This window comes from Duganella sp. CT11-25, assembly GCF_047302815.1.
Classification (GTDB): Bacteria; Pseudomonadota; Gammaproteobacteria; order Burkholderiales; family Burkholderiaceae_D; genus Rugamonas.
Map to the genome: position 1 here is coordinate 4,106,358 of NZ_JBKBFD010000001.1, position 24,089 is coordinate 4,130,446.

Genomic DNA, 24,089 nt, shown 5'->3' on the forward strand with positions numbered 1-24,089 from the left:
TCAGCGCGGCTTACCTTGCAGCCAGGATGCCCTGGTTCTGGTTGCCTTGCAGCGCTTTGAGGCGCAGCGTGTCTTCGCTGGCGGCCGAGTTGGTCACCGCGGTCAGCTTGTTGTCGTAGCTGCTGATCGCATCGGCCATCGCCGCCACCGCGGTGCTGGTGGTGGTAGGCATTTCCAGCTTGGTCGCGTTGGCGGCCGCGGCGGCCGCGGCGGCGTCGAAGCTGGACATCGCTGCCGACAGGCTGTTGACCGAGCTGGTCAGGTTGCTCGCCGTGTTGCCCATCGCGAACCAGACGTCGGCCGCGGTGTGGCTGGCGCCGTCGGCGGTCTCGTAGGTCGAGGTGATACCGACGAAGTTGCCGTTGTTCAGCGAGACGTTCTGCTTGGCATCGAGGTTCAGCTTGGTGATGCCCAGCGCTTCCAGCGACTTCAGCTCGTCCGACTGGCTGACGCCGTCGGCGTTGCCGTCCACCCACACGCGCAGGTCGGCGTAGGCGCTGTCTTTCGCGTCCACGACGCCGTCGCCGTTGGTGTCCAGCTCGGCAAGCGCGGCGTAGCCTTGGGTGGCCTTGCTGCCGTTGGCCAGCGTGGTGCCCGAGCCGAACAGTTCGCTACCGTCGTTGATCACGCCGTCGCCGTTGCGGTCCAGGGCCAGCAGGCCATCGCCGCCGCCCACCCAGCCGACGTTGGTCTTGTTGCCGTTAGCCAGCAGGTCGAAGTTGACGCCAGCCGACAGGCCCAGGGTGTTGATGCCGTCGCCGTTCAGGTCCAGCACGATCGGCGTACCCAGTGGCGAGTTCAGCGCGGCGACCTGGTCGGTCGTCAGGCCAGGCACCTGGGCGCTGGTGATCGCGCAGACTTGCGAGCTGGTCAGCGAATGGATCTGGTCGGTCGTCAGGCTGCCCAGCTGCGAGGTGCTCAGCGCGGCGATCGCGGCGGTCTTCAGGCCCACCAGGTCGGCGGTCTCGATGGCCACCAGCTGGTTGGTCGTCAGCGCCTTGACCTGGCTGCTCGACAGCGTGCCGACTTGCGAGCTGGACAGGGCAACCACCTGGTCGGTGGTCAGCGCGGCCAGTTGCGCGGTCTGCAGCGCGGCCACGGCGGCGGTCTTCAGCACGGTGATGTCTTCGGTGCCCAGCGCCGCGATCGAGGCGGTGGACAGCGCCGCCACTTGCGACGAGCTCAGCACGCCAACCTGGGCCGTGGTCAGCGCCACGATCTGGTCGGTGCTCAGCGCGCTGGCCAGGCTGGCCGTGGTCAGGGCGGCGATCTGGTTGGTCGACAGCACGGACACCTGGTCGGTGGTCAACGCAGCCAGTTGCGCGGTGCGCAGCGACTGGATGATCGCCGTTTTCAGCGAGCCGATGTCGGCCGTCTCGATCGCCGCGATGGCGGCGGTGCCGAAGGCGTTCACTTGCGCGGTGCTCAGGGCGCCCAACTGGTTGCTCGACAACGCGACGACCTGGTCGGTGGTCAGGCCGGAGGCCAGGTCGGCGGTGCTCAGCGAAGCCACTTGCGCGGTGTTCAGCGCGGTGATCTGGTCGGTGGTCAGCGCCGCCATTTGCGCGGTCTTCAGCACGGCGATGGCGGCGGTTTTCAGCGCGCCGATGTCGGCCGTTTCGATCGCGGCGATGGCGGCGGTGCTCAGGCCCGCCACCTGGGTGCTGCTCAGGGATGAGATCTGGCTCGACGACAGGGCGACGACCTGGTCGGTGGTCAGCGCGTTGGTCTGCGCCGTGGTCAGGCCGGCGATGGCGGCGGACTTCAGTGCGCCGACGTCGGCCGTTTCAATCGCGGCGATGGCGTTGGTGCTGAAGGCCGACACTTGAGCCGAGCTCAGCGTGCCTACCTGGGTGGACGACAGCGAGACGACCTGGTCGGTGGTCAGCGCGGCGACGCTGCCGGTGGTCAGCGCGCTCACCTGGTTGGTGCTCAGGCTCGACAGCTGGTCGGTGGTCAGCGCCACCAGTTGCGCGGTACGCAGCGAACCGATGATGCTGGTTTTCAGGCCGGCGATGTCGGCCGTCTCGATGGCGGCCACGGCGGCGGTGCCCAGCGCGTTGAATTGCGCGGTGCTCAGGGCGCCCAGCTGGTTGCTCGACAGCGCGACGACCTGGTCGGTGGTCAGGCCGGCGGCCAGGTCGGCGGTGCTCAGCGACGCCACTTGCGCGGTGCTCAGCGCGGTGATCTGGTCGGTGCCCAGCGCGGCGGTCTGGCTGGTGGTCAGCGCGCCGATCACCGAGGTCTTCAAGGCGCCGATGTCGGCGGTCTCGATGGCGGCGATGCCAGCGCTGCCCAGGGCGACGACCTGCTGGCTGCTCAGCGAACCGATCTGGCTGCTGTTCAGGGCGACGATCTGGTCGGTGGTCAGCGCCTTGGCCTGGGCGGTGCTCAAGGCGGCGATCGATGCCGATTTCAGCGCGCCGACGTCGGCCGTTTCAATCGCGGCGATGTCGTTGGTGCTGAAGGCGGCGATCTGGGCGCTGCTCAGCGTGCCGATCTGGTTCGACGACAGGGCGACGACCTGGTCGGTGGTCAGCGCGGCGATGCTGCCGGTGGTCAGCGCGGTGACCTGGGCGGTGCTCAGGCTCGACAGCTGGTCGGTGGTCAGCGCCACCAGTTGCGCGGTACGCAGCGAACCGATGATGCTGGTTTTCAGGCCGACGATGTCGGCCGTCTCGATGGCGGCCACGGCGGCGGTGCCCAGCGCGTTGAATTGCGCGGTGCTCAGGGCGCCCAGCTGGTTGCTCGACAGCGCGACGACCTGGTCGGTGGTCAGGCCCGAGGCCAGGTCGGCGGTGCTGAAGGCCGACACTTGCGCGGTGTTCAGCGCGGCGATCTGGTCGGTGGTCAGCGCGGCGGTCTGCTGCGTGGTCAGCGCGGCGATCGCGGCGGTTTTCAAGGCGCCGATGTCGGCGGTCTCGATGGCGGCGATGGCGGCGCTGCTCAGGCCGGCGACTTGCTGGCTGCTCAGCGATGCGATCTGGTTCGACGACAGTGCGACAACCTGGTCGGTGGTCAGCGCCTTGGCCTGGTTGGTGGTCAGGCCGGCGATGGCGGCGGTTTTCAGCGAACCGACGTCGGCCGTTTCAATCGCGGCGATGGCGTTGGTGCTGAAGGCCGACACTTGAGCCGAGCTCAGCGCGCCTACCTGGTTGGCCGTCAAGGCAACCACCTGGTCGGTGGTCAGGGCGGCGACGCTGCCGGTGGTCAGCGCGGTGACCTGGTTGGTGGTCAGGTTCGACAGCTGGTCGGTGGTCAGGGCCGCCAGTTGCGCGGTCTTGAGCGAAGCGATGATGCTGGTTTTCAGGCCAACGATATCGGCGGTCTCGATCGCGGCCACGGCGGCGGTGCCCAGCGCGTTGAATTGCGCGGTGCTCAGGGCGCCCAGCTGGTTCGAGCTCAGCGCGACAACCTGGTCGGTGGTCAGGCCGGAAGCCAGGTCGGCGGTGCTGAGTGCCGACACTTGCGCGGTGTTCAGCGCGGTGATCTGGTCGGTGGTCAGCGCGGCGGTCTGCTGCGTGGTCAGCGCGGCGATGACGGTGGTTTTCAGCGCGCCGATGTCGGCGGTCTCGATCGCGGCGATGCCGGCGCTGCCCAGGGCAACGACCTGCTGGCTGCTCAGCGAGCCGACCTGGGTGCTGTTCAGTGCGACGATCTGGTCGGTGGTCAGCGCCTTGGCCTGGTTGGTGCTCAGGGCGGCGATGGCGGACGATTTCAGCGCGCCGATGTCGGCCGTTTCAATCGCGGCGATGTCGTTGGTGCTGAAGGCGGCGATCTGCGAGCTGCTCAGCGCGCCCAGCTGGTTCGACGACAGTGCGACGACCTGGTCGGTGGTCAGCGCGGCGATGCTGCCGGTGGTCAGTGCCGAGACCTGGGCGGTGCTCAGGCTCGACAGCTGGTCGGTGGTCAACGCTGCCAGTTGCGAGGTTTTCAGCGCGGCGATGATGCTGGTTTTCAGACCGACGATGTCGGCCGTCTCGATGGCGGCCACGGCGGCGGTGCCCAGCGCGGCGAACTGGCCGGTGCTCAGGGCGCCCAACTGGTTCGAGCTCATGGCGACAACCTGGTCGGTGGTCAGGCCCGAGGCCAGGTCGGCGGTGCTCAGCGCCGACACTTGCGCGGTGCTCAGCGCGGTGATCTGGTCGGTGCTCAGCGCGGCGGTCTGGCTGGTGGTCAAGGCAGCGATGGCGGCGGTTTTCAAGGCGCCGATGTCGGCGGTCTCGATCGCGGCGATGCCGGCGCTGCCCAGGGCGACAACCTGCTGGCTGCTCAGCGAACCGATCTGGTTGCTGTTCAGTGCGACGACCTGGTCGGTGGTCAGCGCCTTGGTCTGAGCGGTGCTCAGGGCGGCGATGGCGGCCGATTTCAGCGCGCCGATGTCGGCCGTTTCAATCGCGGCGATATCGTTGGTGCTGAAGGCGGCGAGCTGCGAGCTGCTCAGCGCGCCGATCTGGTTCGACGACAGGGCGACGACCTGATCGGTGGTCAGCGCGGCGATGCTGCCGGTGGTCAGGGCCGAGACTTGCGCCGTGGTCAGGTTGGACAGCTGGTCGGTGGTCAACGCTGCCAGCTGCGAGGTTTTCAGCGCGGCGACGATGCTGGTTTTCAGGCCGACAATGTCGGCGGTCTCGATGGCGGCCACGGCGGCGGTGCCCAGCGCGGCGAACTGGCCGGTGCTCAGAGCGCCCAGCTGGTTCGAGCTCATGGCGACAACCTGGTCGGTGGTCAGGCCCGAGGCCAGGTCGGCGGTGCTGAAGGCCGACACTTGCGCGGTATTCAGCGCGGTGATCTGGTCGGTGGTCAGCGCGGCGGTTTGCGCGGTGGTCAGCGCGGCGATGACCGAGGTCTTCAGCGCGCCGATGTCGGCCGTTTCAATCGCGGCGACGGCGGCGCTGCTCAGGGCGGCCACTTGCTGGCTGCTCAGGGCGCCGATCTGGCTCGACGACAGGGCCACCACCTGGTCCGTGGTCAGGGCCTTGGTCTGGTTGGTGGTCAGGGCGGCGATCGATGCCGATTTCAGCGCGCCGATGTCGGCCGTTTCAATCGCGGCGATGTCATTGGTGCTGAAGGCGGCGATCTGCGAGCTGCTCAGCGCGCCGAACTGGTTCGACGACAGTGCGACGACCTGGTCGGTGGTCAGCGCGGCGATGCTGCCGGTGGTCAGGGCCGAGACTTGCGACGTGGTCAGGTTCGACAGCTGGTCGGTGGTCAGGGCTGCCAGTTGCGAGGTTTTCAGCGAACCGATGATGCTGGTTTTCAGGCCGACGATGTCGGCGGTCTCGATGGCGGCCACGGCGGCGGTGCCCAGCGCGCTGAATTGCGCGGTGCTCAGGGCACCCAGCTGATTCGACGTCATGGCGACGACCTGGTCGGTGGTCAGGCCCGAAGCCAGGTCGGCGGTGCTGAAGGCCGACACTTGCGCGGTGGTCAGTACCGAGATCTGGTCGGTGGTCAGCGCGGCGGTTTGCGCGGTGGTCAGGGCGGCGATGACCGAGGTCTTCAGCGCGCCGATGTCGGCCGTTTCAATCGCGGCGACGGCGGCGCTGCTCAGTGCGGCCACTTGTTGGCTGCTCAGGGCGCCGATCTGGTTCGACGACAGGGCCACCACTTGATCCGTGGTCAGGGCCTTGGTCTGGTTGGTGGTCAGCGCGGCGATGGCGGACGATTTCAGCGAACCGATGTCGGCCGTTTCAATCGCGGCGATGTCGTTGGTGCTGAAGGCGGCGATCTGGGCGCTGCTCAGCGCGCCGAACTGGTTCGACGACAATGCGACGACCTGGTCGGTGGTCAGCGCGGCGATGCTGCCGGTGGTCAGGGCCGAGACTTGCGCCGTGGTCAGGTTCGACAGCTGGTCGGTGGTCAGCGCTGCCAGTTGCGAGGTTTTCAGCGCGGCGATGATGCTGGTTTTCAGGCCGACGATGTCGGCCGTCTCGATGGCGGCGACGGCGGCGGTGCCCAGTGCGGCGAATTGGCCGGTGCTCAGGGCGCCCAGCTGGTTCGACGTCATGGCGACGACCTGGTCGGTGGTCAGGCCGGAAGCCAGGTCGGCGGTGCTGAAGGCCGACACTTGCGCGGTGGTCAGTACCGAGATCTGGTCGGTGGTCAGCGCGGCGGTTTGCGCGGTGGTCAGCGCGGCGATGACCGAGGTCTTCAGCGCGCCGATGTCGGCCGTTTCAATCGCGGCGACGGCGGCGCTGCTCAGGGCGGCCACTTGCTGGCTGCTCAGGGCGCCGATCTGGTTCGACGACAGGGCAACGACTTGGTCGGTGGTCAGGGCCTTGGTCTGGTTGGTGGTCAGCGCGGCGATGGCGGACGATTTCAGCGAACCGATGTCGGCCGTTTCAATCGCGGCGATATCGTTGGTGCTGAAGGCGGCGATCTGGGCGCTGCTCAGTGCGCCGAACTGGTTCGACGACAGTGCGACGACTTGGTCGGTGGTCAGCGCGGCGATGCTGCCGGTGGTCAGGGCCGATACCTGGGCGGTGCTCAGGCTCGACAGCTGGTCGGTGGTCAGCGCTGCCAGTTGCGAGGTTTTCAGCGCGGCGATGATGCTGGTTTTCAGGCCGACGATGTCGGCCGTCTCGATGGCGGCCACGGCGGCGGTGCCCAGCGCGTTGAATTGCGCGGTGCTCAGGGCGCCCAGCTGGTTCGACGTCATCGCGACGACCTGGTCGGTGGTCAGGCCGGAGGCCAGGTCGGCGGTGCTGAAGGCCGACACTTGCGCGGTGGTCAGTACCGAGATCTGGTCGGTGGTCAGCGCGGCGGTTTGCGCGGTGGTCAGGGCAGCGATGACCGAGGTCTTCAGCGCGCCGATGTCGGCCGTTTCAATCGCGGCAACAGCGGCGCTGCTCAGGGCGGCCACTTGCTGGCTGCTCAGGGCGCCGATCTGGTTCGACGACAGGGCAACGACTTGGTCGGTGGTCAGGGCCTTGGTCTGGTTGGTGGTCAGCGCGGCGATGGCGGACGATTTCAGCGAACCGATGTCGGCCGTTTCAATCGCGGCGATATCGTTGGTGCTGAAGGCGGCGATCTGGGCGCTGCTCAGTGCGCCGAACTGGTTCGACGACAGTGCGACGACCTGGTCGGTGGTCAGCGCGGCGATGCTGCCGGTGGTCAGGGCCGACACCTGGGCGGTGCTCAGGCTCGACAGCTGGTCGGTGGTCAGCGCTGCCAGTTGCGAGGTTTTCAGCGCGGCGATGATGCTGGTTTTCAGACCAACGATGTCGGCCGTCTCGATGGCGGCGACAGCGGCGGTGCCCAGTGCGGCGAACTGGCCGGTGCTCAGGGCGCCCAGCTGGTTCGAGGTCATGGCGACGACCTGGTCGGTGGTCAGGCCCGAGGCCAGGTCGGCGGTGCTGAAGGCCGACACTTGCGCGGTGGTCAGTACCGAGATCTGGTCGGTGGTCAGCGCGGCGGTTTGCGCGGTGGTCAGGGCGGCGATGACCGAGGTCTTCAGCGCGCCGATGTCGGCCGTTTCAATCGCGGCGACGGCGGCGCTGCTCAGGGCGGCCACTTGCTGGCTGCTCAGGGCGCCGATCTGTGCCGACGACAGGGCCACCACCTGGTCGGTGGTCAGGGCCTTGGTCTGGTTGGTGGTCAGGGAGGCGATCGATGCCGATTTCAGCGCGCCGATGTCGGCCGTTTCAATCGCGGCGATGTCGTTGGTGCTGAAGGCGGCGATCTGGGCGCTGCTCAGTGCGCCGAACTGGTTAGACGACAGAGCGACGACCTGGTCGGTGGTCAGTGCGGCGATGCTGCCGGTGGTCAGGGCCGACACCTGGGCGGTGCTCAGGCTCGACAGCTGGTCGGTGGTCAGCGCTGCCAGCTGCGAGGTTTTCAGCGCGGCGATGATGCTGGTTTTCAGACCGACGATGTCGGCCGTCTCGATGGCGGCCACGGCGGCGGTGCCCAGTGCGGCAAACTGGCCGGTGCTCAGGGCGCCCAGCTGGTTCGAGGTCATGGCGACGACCTGGTCGGTGGTCAAGCCCGAGGCCAGGTTGGCGGTGCTCAGCGCAGCCACTTGCGCGGTGCTCAGCGCGGTGATCTGGTCGGTGCCCAGCGCGGCGGTCTGCTGGGTGGTCAGGGCGGCGATGGCGGCGGTTTTCAAGGCGCCGATGTCGGCGGTCTCGATGGCGGCGATCGCGCCGCTGCTCAGGCCTGCGACTTGCTGGCTGCTCAGGGCGCCGATCTGGTTCGACGACAGGGCAACGACCTGGTCGGTGGTCAGGGCCTTGGTCTGGTTGGTGCTCAGGCCGGCGATGGCGGCCGATTTCAGCGCGCCGATGTCGGCCGTTTCAATCGCGGCGATGTCGTTGGTGCTGAAGGCGGCGATCTGGGCGCTGCTCAGTACGCCGATCTGGTTCGACGACAGTGCGACGACCTGGTCGGTGGTCAGCGCGGCGATGCTGCCGGTGGTCAGCGCGGTGACCTGGCCGGTGCTCAGGCTCGACAGCTGGTCGGTGGTCAGCGCTACCAGTTGCGAGGTTTTCAGCGCGGCGATGATGCTGGTTTTCAGGCCGATGATGTCGGCGGTCTCGATCGCGGCCACGGCGGCGGTGCCCAGCGCGGCGAACTGGCCGGTGCTCAGGGCGCCCAGCTGGTTCGAGGTCATGGCGACGACCTGGTCGGTGGTCAGGCCCGAGGCCAGGTTGGCGGTGCTCAGCGCGGCCACTTGCGCGGTGCTCAGCACGGAAATCTGGTCGGTGCCCAGCGCGGCGGTTTGCTGGGTGGTCAGGGCGGCGATGGCGGCGGTCTTCAGCGCGCCGATGTCGGCCGTTTCAATCGCGGCGACGGCGGCGCTGCTCAGGGCGGCCACTTGCTGGCTGCTCAGGGCGCCGACCTGGGCCGACGACAGGGCCACCATTTGATCGGTGGTCAGGGCCTTGGCCTGGTTGGTGGTCAGGGCGGCGATGGCGGCCGATTTCAGCGCGGCGATATCGGCCGTTTCCAGCGCGGCGACGGCGCTGGTGCTCAGGGCGGCGACTTGGGCCGAGCTCAGGGCGGCGGCCTGGGTAGCCGACAGCGACACCACCTGGTCGGTGCTCAGTGCGGCGATGCTGCCGGTGGTCAGCGCGGTGACCTGGTTGGTGGTCAGGTTCGACAGCTGGTCGGTGGTCAGGGCTGCCAGCTGCGAGGTTTTCAGCGCGGCGATGATGCTGGTTTTCAGGCCGACGATGTCGGCGGTCTCGATGGCGGCGACGGCGGCGGTGCCCAGCACGCTGAATTGCGCGGTGCTCAGGGTACCCAGCTGGTTCGAGGTCATGGCGACAACCTGGTCGGTCGTCAAGCCGCTGGCCAACGCGCTGGTGCTCAGGGACGCCACCTGGCCGGTGGTCATCACGCTGATCTGGTCGGTGCTCAGCGACGCCAACTGGGCGGTGCTCAGGGCGCCGATCGCGGACGTTTTCAATGCGACAAAGTCGCCGGTTTCAATGGCGACCAGGTCTTTGGTGCTGAGGCCGGCGATCTGGCCGCTGCTCAGTGCCGCGGTTTGCGCGGTCGTCAGCGCGACGATCTGGTCGGTGGTCAGCGCGGCCAATTGCGCGGTGGCGAGGCCGGCGATGGCGGCGGTCTTCAAGGCGGCGAAGTCGCCGGTCTCGATGGCGGCGATCGACGCCGTGGCCAGCGCGTTCAGTTGGGCGGAATTGAACACGCCCACCTGGTTGGCCGACAGCGCGACCACCTGGTCGGTGGTCAAGCCGTTGGTCAGCTGTTTGGTGGTCAGCGCGCCGATATGGACGGTGGTCAGCACGGACACCTGGTCGGTGGTGAGCGCCCGCGTTTGAGCGGAATTGAGTGCAACGAGATCCGCAGTCGCGAGACCGGCAATGGTCGCAGTGGTCAGCGCGGCAATCTGGTCGGTACTCATGCTTGTAATCAGGCTCATTTCCATTCTCCTTGGGGCACTACACAGTTCTAGACAGACAGGTGTTGGAGCCAGCGGGATTGTTCCCTGCGGCTCCAGCTTGAATTGGTTGTTTCGGTATTTCTTGCGGAATTATTGGCACGAGGAACGACGAAGCCACGCGCTTTAGTTCTTAACGTCAATATTCAGGGCAACTTTAGGATCCGCCAGTCATGATTTTTTCCTCTGGTTAACATTCCAATGGCGTCCGACATGCACATAGTTTCAGTTAATCAGGGGCGAAATTTGGAGGGGCTAGCGGGCCTATACGTACAAAGCGACTTTTTTCCTAACTGCATTAAGTCTTTTTGTTTATTTCAAGCAATGCAAAAAGCGGGCCATATTTGCTTAGTTGCAATCTTTTGCAGCGGGCGGCGGAGCGATTACGCTCCGCCGCCGCTTGCGGCCGAAGTGACGGCTTACTTACTTGGTACAGCCAGGAAGCCGTGCGAGGTGCCCGACTGCAATGCCTTGAGACGCAGGGCGCTGTCGCTGGACGTCATGCTCTCGCCGCCCAGCACCGGTTTGCCATCGGCGCCGTACTGCTTGAGCGCGTCGGCCAACTGGGCCGCGCCGCCGGTCGTGCCGTTGCCCGGGATATCGAGCTTAGGCGCGGCCGTCGTCGTGCTGTCGCCGGAGAACGAGGACAGCGCCTGGGCCAGGCCGCTGACATTGCTGCTCAGGTTGTTGACCGGCGAGACCGCGAACCAGACGTCGGCGGCGGCGTGGGTGGCGCCGTCGGCCGTCTCGAAGGTCGAGGTCAGGCCGATGACGTTGCCGTTGTTGACCGTGACATCTTTCTTCACGTCCAGGTTCAGCTTGGTGATACCCAGCTGGTCGAGCGACTTCAGCTCGTCGGCCTGGCTGACGCCGTCGGCATTGCCGTCGACCCAGACACGCAGGTCGGCAAAGGCGCCGTCCTTGGCGTCGATGGTGCCGTCGCCGTTGGTGTCCAGCTCAGCCATCGCCTCGTAACCGGTGCCGGCTTTCTGGCCGTTGGCCAGCGTCGTGCCCGAACCGAACAGTTCGCTGCCGTCGTTGATCACGCCGTCATGGTTGCGGTCCAGTGCCAGCAAGCCGTCGCCGCCGGCGATCCAGCCGGTGTTGACCTTGGTGCCGGTGGCGGCCAGGTCGAACTGCACGCCGTTGCCCAGGCCCACGGTCTGGACACCGTCGCCGTTCAGGTCCAGCACGATCGGGGTCAGCGACTTCAGCGCGTTGATCTGCGCCACGGTCATGACCGACGATTGCGCCGAGGTCATGGCGTGGAACTGGACCGTGCTCAGCGCGTGGATCTGGTTGGTCGTCATGGATACGACCTCGGCCGTGGTCAGGCTGCGGATCTGCTTGGTGGTCAGCGCGGCGATCGCGTTGGTGCCCAACGCCACCAGGTCGGCCGTATCCAGCGCGGCGATCGCGGTGGTCGACAGATTGGCCACCTGGGCGGTGCTCAGCGACGCCACCTGGGCCGAGGTCAGCGCCACCGCCTGGTCGGAGGTCAGCGAGGCCACCTGAGCGGTGCTCAGCGCAGCCACTTCCTGGGTGGTCAGGGCGGCCACGGCGGCGGTCGACAAGGCCACCAGGTTGCGGGTCGACAGCGCCGCCACTTGCGTGGTGCTCAGCGACACCGCCTGCGCGGTGGTCAGGGCGCCGATCTGGCTGGTGCTCAGGCCGACCGCGAAGGCCGCCGTGCCCAGCGCGGCGATCTGGCTGGTCGACAGCGAGACCAGCTGGTTGGTGGCCAGGCCGGCCAGTTGGCTGGTGCGCAGCGCCGCGACGTCGTTGGTGCTCAGGCCAGCCAGGTCGGCGGTCTGGATCGCGCCGATGCTGTTGGTGGTCAGCGCCACGACTTGCGTCGTGCTCAGCGTACCGATCTGGCCGGAGGTCAGCGCCACCACCTGGTCGGTGCTCAGCGCGGCGATGCTGCCGGTGCTCAGCGCGGCCACGGTGGCGGTCGCCAGCGTGTTGACTTGCGCCGTCGTCAGCGCGGCGATCTGGGCGGTGGTCAGTACGGCAACCGCGGCCGTCTTGATCGCCGCCAGGTCGGCCGTTTCCAGCGCGGCCACCGCGTTGACGGTCAGCGCCACAACCTGCGCGGTGCTCAGCGCAGCCGCTTCGGCGGTGGTCAGCGCCACCACCTGGTTAGTGCTCAGCGCCTTGACTTGCGTCACGCTCAGCGCGGCGATGGCGGCGGTCGACAATGCGGCGAGGTCGGCCGTTTCCAGCGCGGCGACGCCGTTGCTGGTCAGCGCTGCGGCCTGGGCGGCGGTCAGCGCGCTGGCTTGCGCGGTGGTCAGCGCGACGATCTGGTTGGTGCTCAGCGCCGCGATGCCGGCGGTGCTGATGCCGGCCACTTGCGCGGTCGACAGCGCCGCCACCTGGTCGGTCGACAGACCGGCCAGTTGGCTGGTGCGCAGCGTGCCGATGTCGGCGCTGCTCAGGCCGGCCAGGTCGGCGGTTTCAATCGCGCCGATGCCGTTGCTGGTCAGTGCGTTCAGCTGCGCGCTGCTCAGGCTGGAGATCTGCGCCGAGGTCAGCGCGACAACCTGGTTGGTGGTCAGCGCGGCGATGCCGGCGGTGCTCAGCGCGACCAGCGACGCGGTGGCCAGCGTGTTGACCTGGGCGGTGCCGAGGGCGGCCACCTGCGCGGTGGTCAACGCGGCGATCGCGGCGGTCTTGAACGCGTTGAGGTCGGCCGTTTCCAGCGCGGCCACCGAACCGACGGTCAGCGCGGCTGCCTGCGCGGTGCTCAGCGCGGCCGCTTCGGCGGTGGTCAAGGCGACGATCTGGTCGCTGGTCAACGCCTTGACCTGGTTGACGCTCAGGCCGGCGACCGCATTGGTCGACAAGGCCGCGAAGTCGGCGGTCTGCAGCGCGGCAATGCCGTTGGTGGTCAGCGCCGCCACTTGTGCGGTGCTCAGCGCGCTCGCTTGCGCGGTGGTCAGCGCGACAACCTGGCTGGTGCTCAGCGCGGCGATGCCGGCGGTGCTCAGCGCGGCCACCTGGTTGGTCGACAGATTCGCGATCTGGTCGGTCGCCAGGCCGGTCAGCTGGCTGGTGCGCAGGGCGGCGATGCTGTTGGTGCTCAGGCCGGCCAGATCGGCGGTTTCAATCGCGCCGATGCTGTTGCTGGTCAGCGCGACGATCTGCGACGTGCCCATGCTGGCCAGTTGCGCCGAGGTCAGCGCGACAACCTGGTTGGTGCTCAGCGCGGCGATGCCGGCGGTGCTCAGCGCGGCCAGCGAGGCCGTGGCCAGGGTGTTGATCTGCAGCGTGCTCAGTGCGGCGACCTGCGCGGTGGTCAGCGCGGCGATCGAGGCAACCTTGAACGCCGACAGGTCGGCCGTTTCCAGCGCCGCGATGGCGTTGGTGGTCAACGCGGCCACTTGCGCGGTGCTCAGCGCGGCGGCTTCGGCGGTGGTCAGCGCCACCACCTGGTTGGTGGTCAAGGCTTTCACCTGGTTGACGCTCAGCGCGGCAACCGCGTTGGTCGACAGCGCGGCGAAGTCGGCGGTTTCCAGCGCGGCGATCGCGTTGGTGCCCAGCGCCGCGACTTGTGCGGTGCTCAGCACACTGGCTTGCGCGGTGGTCAGCGCGACGACCTGGTCGGTGCCCAGCGCCGCGATGCCGGCGGTCGACAGCGCGGCCACCTGGCCGGTGCTCAGCGAAGCGACCTGGCCGGTGCTCAGGCCGGCCAGCTGCTGGCTGCGCAGCGCGGCGACGGCGTTGGTGCTCAGGCCCACCAGGTCGGCGGTCTCGATCGCGCCGATGCTGTTGCTCGACAGCGCGACGATCTGCGCCGAGGTCATGCTCACCAGTTGCGCCGAGGTCAGCGCGACGATCTGGTTGGTGGTCAGCGCGGCGATGCCGGCGGTGCTCAGGGCACCCAGTTGCGCCGTGGCCAGGGTGTTGACCTGCAGCGTGCTCAGGGCGGCGACCTGGGCGGTGGTCAGCGCGGCGATCGAGGCGGTCTTGATCGCCGACAGGTCGGCCGTTTCCAGCGCGGCAACCGCGTCGGTCGACAGCGCGGCCACTTGTGCGGTGGTCAGCGCAGCGGCTTCGGCGGTGGTCAGCGCAACCACCTGGTTGGTGGTCAAGGCTTTCACCTGGTTGACACTCAGGCCGGCGACGGCGTTGCTCGACAGCGCGGCGAAGTCGGCGGTTTCCAGCGCGGCGATCGCGTTGGTGCCCAGCGAAGCCACTTGTGCGGTGGTCAGCACACTGGCTTGCGCGGTGGTCAGCGCAACGATCTGGTTGGTGCCCAGCGACGACAAGGCGGCGGTCGACAGCGCGGCGACCTGGCCGGTCGACAGCGAAGCGACCTGGCCGGTGCTCAGGCCGGCCAGCTGCGAGCTGCGCAGCGCGGCGACGGCATTGGTGCTCAGGCCCACCAGGTCGGCCGTTTCAATCGCGCCGATGCTGTTGCTCGACAGCGCGACGATCTGCGCCGAAGTCATGCTCACCAGTTGCGCCGAGGTCAGCGCGACGATCTGGTTGGTGGTCAGCGCGGCGATGCCGGCGGTGCTCAGGGCACCCAGCTGGGCCGTGGCCAGGGTGTTGACTTGCAGCGTGCTCAGTGCGGCAACCTGGGCGGTGGTCAGCGCGGCGATCGAGGCGGTCTTGATCGCCGACAGGTCGGCCGTTTCCAGCGCGGCGACCGCATCGGTCGACAGCGCGGCCACTTGTGCAGTGGTCAGCGCGGCGGCTTCGGCGGTGGTCAGGGCCACGATCTGGTTGGTGGTCAGCGCCTTCACCTGGTTGACGCTCAGGCCGGCGACAGCGTTGCTCGACAGCGCAGCGAAGTCGGCGGTTTCCAGCGCGGCGATCGCGTTGGTGCCCAGCGAAGCCACTTGTGCGGTGGTCAGCACACTGGCTTGCGCGGTGGTCAGCGCGACGATCTGGTTGGTGCCCAGCGACGACAAGGCGGCGGTCGACAGCGCGGCGACCTGGCCGGTCGACAGCGAAGCGACCTGGCCGGTGCTCAGGCCAACCAGTTGCGAGCTGCGCAGCGCGGCGACGGCGTTGGTGCTCAGGCCCACCAGGTCGGCCGTTTCAATCGCGCCGATGCTGTTGCTCGACAGCGCGACGATCTGCGCCGAAGTCATGCTCACCAGTTGCGCCGAGGTCAGCGCGACGATCTGGTTGGTGGTCAGCGCGGCGATGCCGGCGGTGCTCAGGGCACCCAGCTGGGCCGTGGCCAGGGTGTTGACCTGCAGCGTGCTCAGTGCGGCAACCTGGGCGGTGGTCAGCGCGGCGATCGAGGCGGTCTTGATCGCCGACAGGTCGGCCGTTTCCAGCGCGGCGACCGCATCGGTCGACAGCGCGGCCACTTGCGCGGTGCTCAGCGCGGCGGCTTCGGCGGTGGTCAGGGCCACGATCTGGTTGGTGGTCAGCGCCTTCACTTGATTGACGCTCAGGCCGGCGACGGCGTTGCTCGACAGCGCGGCGAAGTCGGCGGTTTCCAGCGCGGCGATCGCGTTGGTGCCCAGCGCCGCGACTTGCGCGGTGGTCAGCACACTGGCTTGCGCGGTGGTCAGCGCGACGATCTGGTCGGTGCCCAGCGCCGAGATGCCGGCGGTCGACAGCGCGGCGACCTGGCCGGTCGACAGCGAGGCGACCTGGCCGGTGCTCAGGCCGGCCAGCTGCGCGCTACGCAGCAGGGCGACGTTGGCGGTGCTCAAACCTACCAGGTCGGCGGTCTCGATGGCGCCGATGCTGCCGCTCGACAGTGCGACGATCTGTGCACTGGCCATGCTGGACAGTTGCGCCGAGGTCAGCGCGACGATCTGGGCGGTGGTCAGCGAAGCGATGCCGGCGGTGCTCAGCGCGGCGATCGAGGCCGTGGCCAGATTATTGATCTGGGCGGTGCTCAGCGCGGCGACTTGCGCGGTGGTCAGCGCGGCGATCGAAGCGGTCTTGATCGCCGACAGGTCGGCCGTTTCCAGCGCGGCAATGGCGTTGGTCGACAGTGCGGCCACTTGCGCGGTGCTCAGCGCGGCGGCTTCAGCGGTGGTCAGCGCCACGACCTGGTTGGTGGTCAGGGCCTTGACCTGGTTGACGCTCAGCGAAGCAACCGCGTTGCTCGACAGCGCGGCGAAGTCGGCGGTTTCCAGCGCGGCGATCGCGTTGGTCGACAGCGCGGCCACTTGTGCGGTGCTCAGCACACTGGCCTGCGCGGTGGTCAGCGCGACGATCTGGTCGGTGCCCAGCGCCGAGATGCCGGCGGTCGACAGCGCGGCGACCTGGCCGGTCGACAGCGAGGCGACCTGGCCGGTGCTCAGGCCGGCCAGTTGCGCGCTGCGCAGCAGGGCGACGTTGGCGGTGCTCAGGCCCACCAGGTCGGCGGTCTCGATGGCGCCGATGCTGTTGCTCGACAGCGCGGTGATCTGCGCGCTGGCCATGCTGGACAGTTGCGCCGAGGTCAGCGCCACGATCTGGTTGGTGGTCAGCGAAGCGATGCCGGCGGTGCTCAGCGCGGCCAGCGAAGCCGTGGCCAGGGTGTTGATCTGCAGCGTGCTCAGCGCGGCGACTTGCGCGGTGGTCAGCGCGGCGATCGAGGCGGACTTGATCGCCGACAGGTCGGCCGTTTCCAGCGCGGCGACCGCGTCGGTCGACAGCGCGGCCACTTGCGCGGTGCTCAGCGCGGCGGCTTCGGCGGTGGTCAGCGCCACCACCTGGTTGGTGGTCAAGGCCTTGACCTGGTTGACGCTCAGGCCGGCGACGGCGTTGCTCGACAGCGCGGCGAAGTCGGCGGTTTCCAGCGCGGCGATCGCGTTGGTGCCCAGCGCCGCGACTTGCGCGGTGGTCAGGACACTGGCTTGCGCGGTGGTCAGCGCGACGATCTGGTCGGTGCCCAGCGCCGAGATGCCGGCGGTCGACAGCGCGGCGACCTGGCCGGTCGACAGCGAGGCGACCTGGCCGGTGCTCAGGCCGGCCAGCTGCGCGCTACGCAGCAGGGCGACGTTGGCGGTGCTCAAACCTACCAGGTCGGCGGTCTCGATGGCGCCGATGCTGCCGCTCGACAGTGCGACGATCTGGGCACTGGCCATGCTGGACAGTTGCGCCGAGGTCAGCGCGACGATCTGGGCGGTGGTCAGCGAAGCGATGCCGGCGGTGCTCAGCGCGGCGATCGAGGCCGTGGCCAGATTATTGATCTGGGCGGTGCTCAGCGCGGCGACTTGCGCGGTGGTCAGCGCGGCGATCGAAGCGGTCTTGATCGCCGACAGGTCGGCCGTTTCCAGCGCGGCAATGGCGTTGGTCGACAGTGCGGCCACTTGCGCGGTGCTCAGCGCGGCAGCTTCAGCGGTGGTCAGCGCCACGACCTGGTTGGTGGTCAGCGCCTTGACCTGGTTGACGCTCAGCGAAGCAACCGCGTTGCTCGACAGCGCGGCGAAGTCGGCGGTTTCCAGCGCGGCGATCGCGTTGGTCGACAGCGCCGCCACTTGTGCGGTGCTCAGCACACTGGCCTGCGCGGTGGTCAGCGCGACGATCTGATCGGTGCCCAGCGCCGAGATGCCGGCGGTCGACAGCGCGGCGACCTGGCCGGTCGACAGCGAGGCGACCTGGCCGGTGCTCAGGCCGGCCAGCTGCGCGCTGCGCAGCAGGGCGACGTTGGCGGTGCTCAGGCCCACCAGGTCGGCGGTCTCGATGGCGCCGATGCTGTTGCTCGACAGCGCGGTGATCTGCGCGCTGGCCATGCTGGACAGTTGCGCCGAGGTCAGCGCCACGATCTGGTTGGTGGTCAGCGAAGCGATGCCGGCGGTGCTCAGCGCGGCCAGCGAGGCCGTCGCCAAGGTGTTGATCTGCAGCGTGCTCAGCGCGGCAACCTGGGCGGTGGTCAGCGCGGCGATCGAAGCGGACTTGATCGCCGACAGGTCGGCCGTTTCCAGCGCGGCGACCGCGTCGGTCGACAGCGCGGCCACTTGCGCGGTGCTCAGCGCGGCGGCTTCGGCGGTGGTCAGCGCCACCACCTGATTGGTGGTCAAGGCCTTGACCTGGTTGACGCTCAGCGCGGCGACCGCGTTGCTCGACAATGCGGCGAAGTCGGCGGTTTCAATCGCGGCGATCGCGTTGGTGCCCAGCGCGACGACTTGCGCAGTGCTCAGTACGCTCGCCTGCGCGGTGGTCAGCGCGACGATCTGGTTGGTGCTCAGCGCCGAGATGGCGGCCGTGGTCAGCGCGGCAACCTGGTTGGTCGACAGCGTGGCGACCTGGCCGGTGGTCAGGCCCACCAGCTGGGCGCTGCGCAGCGCCGCGATGTCGTTGGTGCTCAAGCCGGCCAGGTCGGCGGTCTCGATGGCGCCGATGCTGTTGCTGCTCAGCGCGGAGACTTGCGCGGTGCTCAGGCTAGCGATCTGGCTCGAGGTCAGCGCGACGACCTGGTCTGTGCTCAACGCGGCGATGCCGGCGGTGCTCAGCGCGGCCAGCGAGGCCGTGGCCAGAGTGTTGATCTGGACGGTGGTCAGTGCCGCCACTTGCGCACTGGTCAGTGCGGCGATGGCGACGGTCTTGATCGCCGACAGGTCGGCCGTTTCCAGCGCGGCGACGGCGGTGGCCGACAGCGCGGCCACTTGCGCGGTGCTCAGCGACGCGGCTTCGGCGGTGGTCAGTGCCACCACCTGGTTGGTGGTCAGGGCCTTGACCTGATTGACGCTCAGCGCGCCAACCGCATTGGTCGACAGCGCGGCGAAGTCGGCGGTCTCCAGCGCGGCGATCGCGTTGGTCGACAGCGCGGCCACTTGTGCGGTGCTCAGCACGCTCGCCTGCGCGGTAGTCAGCGCGACGATCTGATCGGTGCCCAGCGCCGAGATGCCGGCCGTGGTCAGCGCGGCAACCTGGCCGGTCGACAGCGAGGCGACTTGGCCGGTGGTCAGGCCCACCAGCTGGGCGCTGCGCAGCGCGGCGACGTTGTTGGTGCTCAGGCCCACCAGGTCGGCGGTCTCGATGGCGGCAATGCTGCCGGAAGTCAGCGCGACGATCTGCGCGCTGCCCATGCTGGACAGTTGCGCCGAGGTCAGTGCGACAACCTGGTTGGTGGTCAGCGCGGCGATGCCGGCGGTGCTCAGCGCGGCCAGCGAGGCCGTCGCCAGATTGTTGATCTGGGCGGTGGTCAGGGCGGCGACCTGCGCGGTGGTCAGTGCGGCGATGCCGACGGTCTTGATCGCCGACAGGTCGGCCGTTTCCAGCGCGGCGACGGCGGTGACCGACAGCGCGGCCACTTGCGCGGTGCTCAGCGCGGCGGCTTCGGCGGTGGTCAGGGCAACCACCTGGTCGCTGGTCAGGGCCTTGACCTGGTTGACGCTCAGCGCGCCAACCGCGTTGGTCGACAACGCGGCGAAGTCGGCCGTTTCCAGCGCGGCAATCGCACCCGTGCTCAGGGCGGCCACTTGCGCGGTGCTCAACACACTCGCTTGCGCGGTGGTCAGGGCGACGATCTGGCTGGTGGTCAGGCCGGCGACGGCGGCCGTGGTCAGCGCGGCAACCTGGTTGGTCGACAGCGTGGCGACCTGGCCGGTGGTCAGGCCCACCAGTTGCGCGCTGCGCAGCGCGGCGATGTCGTTGGTGCTCAGGCCGGCCAGGTCGGCGGTTTCGATGGCGCCGATGCTGTTGCTGGTCAGCGCGGAAATCTGCGCGGTGCTCAGGCTGGCGATCTGAGCCGAGCTCAGCGCGACGACCTGGTTGGTGGTCAGCGAAGCGATGCCGGCGGTGCTCAGCGCGGCCAGCGAGGCCGTGGCCAGATTATTGACCTGGGCGGTGCTCAGCGCGGCGACTTGCGCGGTGGTCAGCGCGGCGATCGAGGCGGTCTTGATCGCCGACAGGTCGGCCGTTTCCAGCGCGGCGACCGCATCGGTCGACAACGCGGCCACTTGCGCGGTGCTCAGCGCGGCGGCTTCGGCGGTGGTCAGCGCCACCACCTGGTTGGTGGTCAGGGCCTTGACCTGGTTGACGCTCAGCGCGGCGACCGCGTTGCTCGACAATGCGGCGAAGTCGGCGGTTTCGATCGCGGCGATCGCGTTGGTGCCCAGCGCGACGACTTGCGCGGTGCTCAGTACGCTCGCCTGCGCGGTGGTCAGCGCGACGATCTGGTTGGTGCTCAGCGCCGAGATGGCGGCCGTGGTCAGCGCGGCAACCTGGTTGGTCGACAGCGTGGCAACCTGGCCGGTAGTCAGGCCCACCAGCTGGGCGCTGCGCAGTGCGGCGATGTCGTTGGTGCTCAAGCCGGCCAGGTCGGCGGTTTCAATCGCGCCGATGCTGTTGCTGGTCAGCGCGGAAACTTGCGCGGTGCTCAGGCTGGCGATCTGGTTCGAGGTCAGCGCGACGACCTGGTCGGTGGTCAGCGCGGCGATGCCGGCGGTGCTCAGCGCGGCCAGCGAGGCCGTGGCCAGCGAGTTGATCTGGGCGGTGGTCAGTGCGGCGACCTGCGCCGACGACAACGCGGCGATGGCGGCGGTCTTGATGGCCGACAGATCGGCCGTTTCCAGCGCGGCGACGGCGGTGGCCGACAGCGCGGCCACTTGCGCGGTGCTCAGCGACGCGGCTTCGGCGGTGGTCAGTGCCACGACCTGGTTGGTGGTCAGGGCCTTGACCTGGTTGACGCTCAGCGCGCCAACCGCATTGGTCGACAGCGCGGCGAAGTCGGCCGTTTCCAGCGCGGCGACCGCGCCCGTGCTCAGGGCCGCCACTTGCGCGGTGCTCAGCACGCTCGCTTGGGCGGTGGTCAGCGCGACGATCTGGTCGGTGTCCAGGCCGGCGATGCCGGCCGTGGTCAGCGCCACAACCTGGTTGGTCGACAGCGCGGCCACCTGGCCGGTGGTCAGGCCGTTCAACTGCGCGCTGCGCAGCGCGGCGATGTCGTTGGTGCTCAGGCCGGCCAGGTCGGCGGTCTCGATCGCGCCGATGCTGTTGCTGGTCAGCGCCGCGACTTGCGCGGTGCTCAGGCTGGCGATCTGAGCCGAGCTCAGCGCGACGACCTGGTTGGTGGTCAGCGCGGCGATGCCGGCGGTGCTCAGCGCGGCCAGCGAGGCCGTGGCCAGATTGTTGACCTGGGCGGTGGTCAGCGCGGCGACTTGCGCGGTGGTCAGCGCGGCGATCGAGGCGGTCTTGATCGCCGACAGATCGGCCGTTTCCAGCGCGGCGACCGCATCGGTCGACAAAGCGGCCACTTGCGCGGTGCTCAGCGCGGCGGCTTCGGCGGTGGTCAGCGCCACCACCTGGTTGGTGGTCAAGGCCTTGACCTGGTTGACGCTCAGCGCGGCAACCGCGTTGCTCGACAATGCGGCGAAGTCGGCGGTTTCGATCGCGGCGATCGCGTTGGTGCCCAGTGCGACGACTTGCGCGGTGCTCAGGACGCTCGCCTGCGCGGTGGTCAGCGCGACGATCTGGTTGGTGCTCAGCGCCGAGATGGCGGCCGTGGTCAGCGCGGCAACCTGGTTGGTCGACAGCGTCGCGACCTGGCCGGTGGTCAGGCCCACCAGCTGGGCGCTGCGCAGTGCGGCGATGTCGTTGGTGCTCAAGCCGGCCAGGTCGGCGGTTTCAATCGCGCCGATGCTGTTGCTGGTCAGCGCGGAAACTTGCGCGGTGCTCAGGCTGGCGATCTGGTTCGAGGTCAGCGCGACGACCTGGTCGGTGGTCAGCGCGGCGATGCCGGCGGTGCTCAGCGCGGCCAGCGAGGCCGTGGCCAGCGAGTTGATCTGGGCGGTGGTCAGTGCGGCGACCTGCGCCGACGACAACGCGGCGATGGCGGCGGTCTTGATGGCGGACAGGTCGGCCGTTTCCAGCGCGGCGACGGCGGTGGCCGACAGCGCGGCCACTTGCGCGGTGCTCAGCGATGCGGCTTCACCGGTGGTCAGTGCCACCACTTGATTGGTGGTCAGGGCCTTGACCTGGTTGACGCTCAGCGCGCCAACCGCATTGGTCGACAGCGCGGCGAAGTCGGCGGTCTCCAGCGCGGCGACCGCGTTGGTCGACAGCGCGGCCACTTGCGCGGTGCTCAGCACGCTCGCTTGGGCGGTGGTCAGCGCGGCGATCTGGTCGGTGTCCAGGCCGGCGATGCCGGCCGTGGTCAGCGCCACAACCTGGTTGGTCGACAGCGCGGCCACCTGGCCGGTGGTCAGGCCGTTCAACTGCGCGCTGCGCAGCGCGGCGATGTCGTTGGTGCTCAAGCCGGCCAGGTCGGCGGTCTCGATCGCGCCGATGCTGTTGCTGGTCAGCGCCGCGACTTGCGCGGTGCTCAGGCTGGCGATCTGGTTCGAGGTCAGCGCGACGACCTGGTTGGTGGTCAGCGCGGCGATGCCAGCGGTGCTCAGCGCGGCCAGCGAGGCCGTGGCCAGCGAGTTGATCTGGGCGGTGGTCAGCGCGGCGACCTGCGCCGACGACAAGACGGCGATGACGGCGGTCTTGATCGCCGACAGGTCGGCGGTTTCCAGCGCGGCAACCGCGTTGGCGGACAGCGCGGCCACTTGCGCGGTGCTCAGCGCGGCGGCGTCGTTGGTGGTCAGCGCGACGATCTGGTCGGTGCCCAGTGCCTTGACTTGCGCAGCGCTCAGGGCGGCGATGGCGGCGGTCGACAGCGCGGCCAGGTCGGCCGTTTCCAGCGCGGCGACGGCGTTGGTGCTCAGCGCGGCCGCTTGGGCGGCGCTCAGGGTGCTCGCCTGCGCGGTGCTCAGCGCGACGACTTGATTGGTGCTCAGGGCAGCGACGCCGGCGGTGCTCAGGGCGCTGAGCTGGGCGGTCGACAGGGCGACGATCTGGCCGGTGGTCAGCGCGGCGACCTGGCTGGTGCGCAGGGCGGCGATATCGTTGGTGCTCAGGCCCGCCAGGTCGGCGGTCTCGATGGCGGCGACGCCGTTGACGGACAGCGCGGCAACCTGCGCGGTGCTCAGGCTGGCGAACTGGGCCGAGGTCAATGCGACGACCTGGTCGGTGCCCAGCGCGGCCACGCCGGCGGTGCTCAGCGCGGCCACCGAAGCGGTCGGCAGCGAGTTGATCTGGGCGGTGGTCAGCGCGGCGACCTGCGCGGTGCTCAGCACGGCGATGGCGGCGGTCTTGATGGCCGACAGGTCGGCCGTTTCCAGCGCGGCGACCAGGCTGGCCGACAGCGCGGCCACTTGCGCGGTGCTCAGCGTGGCGGCGGCGGCGGTGGTCAGGGCGACGATTTGTTCGGAGTCCAGCGCCTTGACTTGCGCCACGCTCAGGGCGGCGATGGCGGCGGTCGACAGCGCGGCCAGGTCGGCCGTTTCCAGCGCGCCAACGGCGTTGGTGGTCAGGGCGGCGGCTTGCGCGCTGCTCAGGATGCTGGCCTGGGCGGTGGTCAGCGCGACCACTTGCGCGGAGTTCAGTGCGGCGATGGCGGCGGTGCCCAGCGCGCTCACCTGGTTGGTCGACAGCGTCGCGACCTGGCCGGTGGCCAGGGCCGCTACCTGCGCGGTGCGCAAGGCCACCACGTCGTTGGTGCTCAGACCGACCAGGTCGGCCGTTTCAATGGCGCTCAGCGCGCTGGTCGACAGCGCGGCGATCTGCGCGGTGCTCATGCTGGCGATTTCCGCCGAAGTCAGGGCGATGGCCTGTTCGCTGTCCAGCGCGGCGATGCCGGCGGTGCTCAGCGCGGCCACGGCGGCGGTCGACAAGGAATTGATCTGCGCGGTGCTCAGGGCCGACACTTGCGCGCTGTTCAGTTGCGCCATCGATGCGGTGGTGATCGCCGCCAGGTCCGCCGTTTCCAGCGCGGCGATCGAGGTGGTGCTCAACGACACCACCTGGGCGGTGCTCAGTTGCGCCGCCTGGCCGGTGGTCAGCGCCACGACTTGATTGGTGCTCAGGGCCTTGATCTGGGCGGTGGTGATGCCGGCGATGGCGCCGGTTGCCAGCGCCGCGATGTCGGCGGTGCTCAACACGCCGAAGCTGGCCGTTTGCAGCGCGCCAAGCTGGTTGGAACCGAGCACGCTCACTTGCAGCGAAGTCAGGAAGGTAGCCTGGGTGGTGGTGATGCCGCCAACCAGCTGAGCGGTTGTAAATGCAGGAATTTGACCGGTGGTGAACGCCCCCAGCTGATCCGAGTTGAATGCCGCGATATCGGCCGTGGTCAACGAAACAATCAGATCAGTACTCAAACCCGCGATCTGCGCGGTGGTTAGGCCGGTAGCGAAACTCATTCTATTTCTCCTGGAGGTACAACTAGTATTTT

2 protein-coding genes are annotated in these 24,089 nt (G+C 68.7%); both read right to left on the reverse strand.

Features of this window, described 5'->3' with window-relative positions; translation table 11 throughout:
- Positions 1-10: 10 nt before the first annotated feature.
- Positions 11-9,889, reverse strand: a complete 9,879-nt coding sequence (locus tag ACEN9F_RS17570; protein ID WP_413421726.1) for a beta strand repeat-containing protein — start codon at positions 9,887-9,889, stop codon at positions 11-13.
- A gap of 437 nt (positions 9,890-10,326) precedes the next feature.
- Positions 10,327-24,057, reverse strand: coding sequence for a hypothetical protein (locus ACEN9F_RS17575; protein ID WP_413421728.1), 13,731 nt, complete (start codon positions 24,055-24,057; stop codon positions 10,327-10,329).
- Positions 24,058-24,089: the final 32 nt, after the last annotated feature.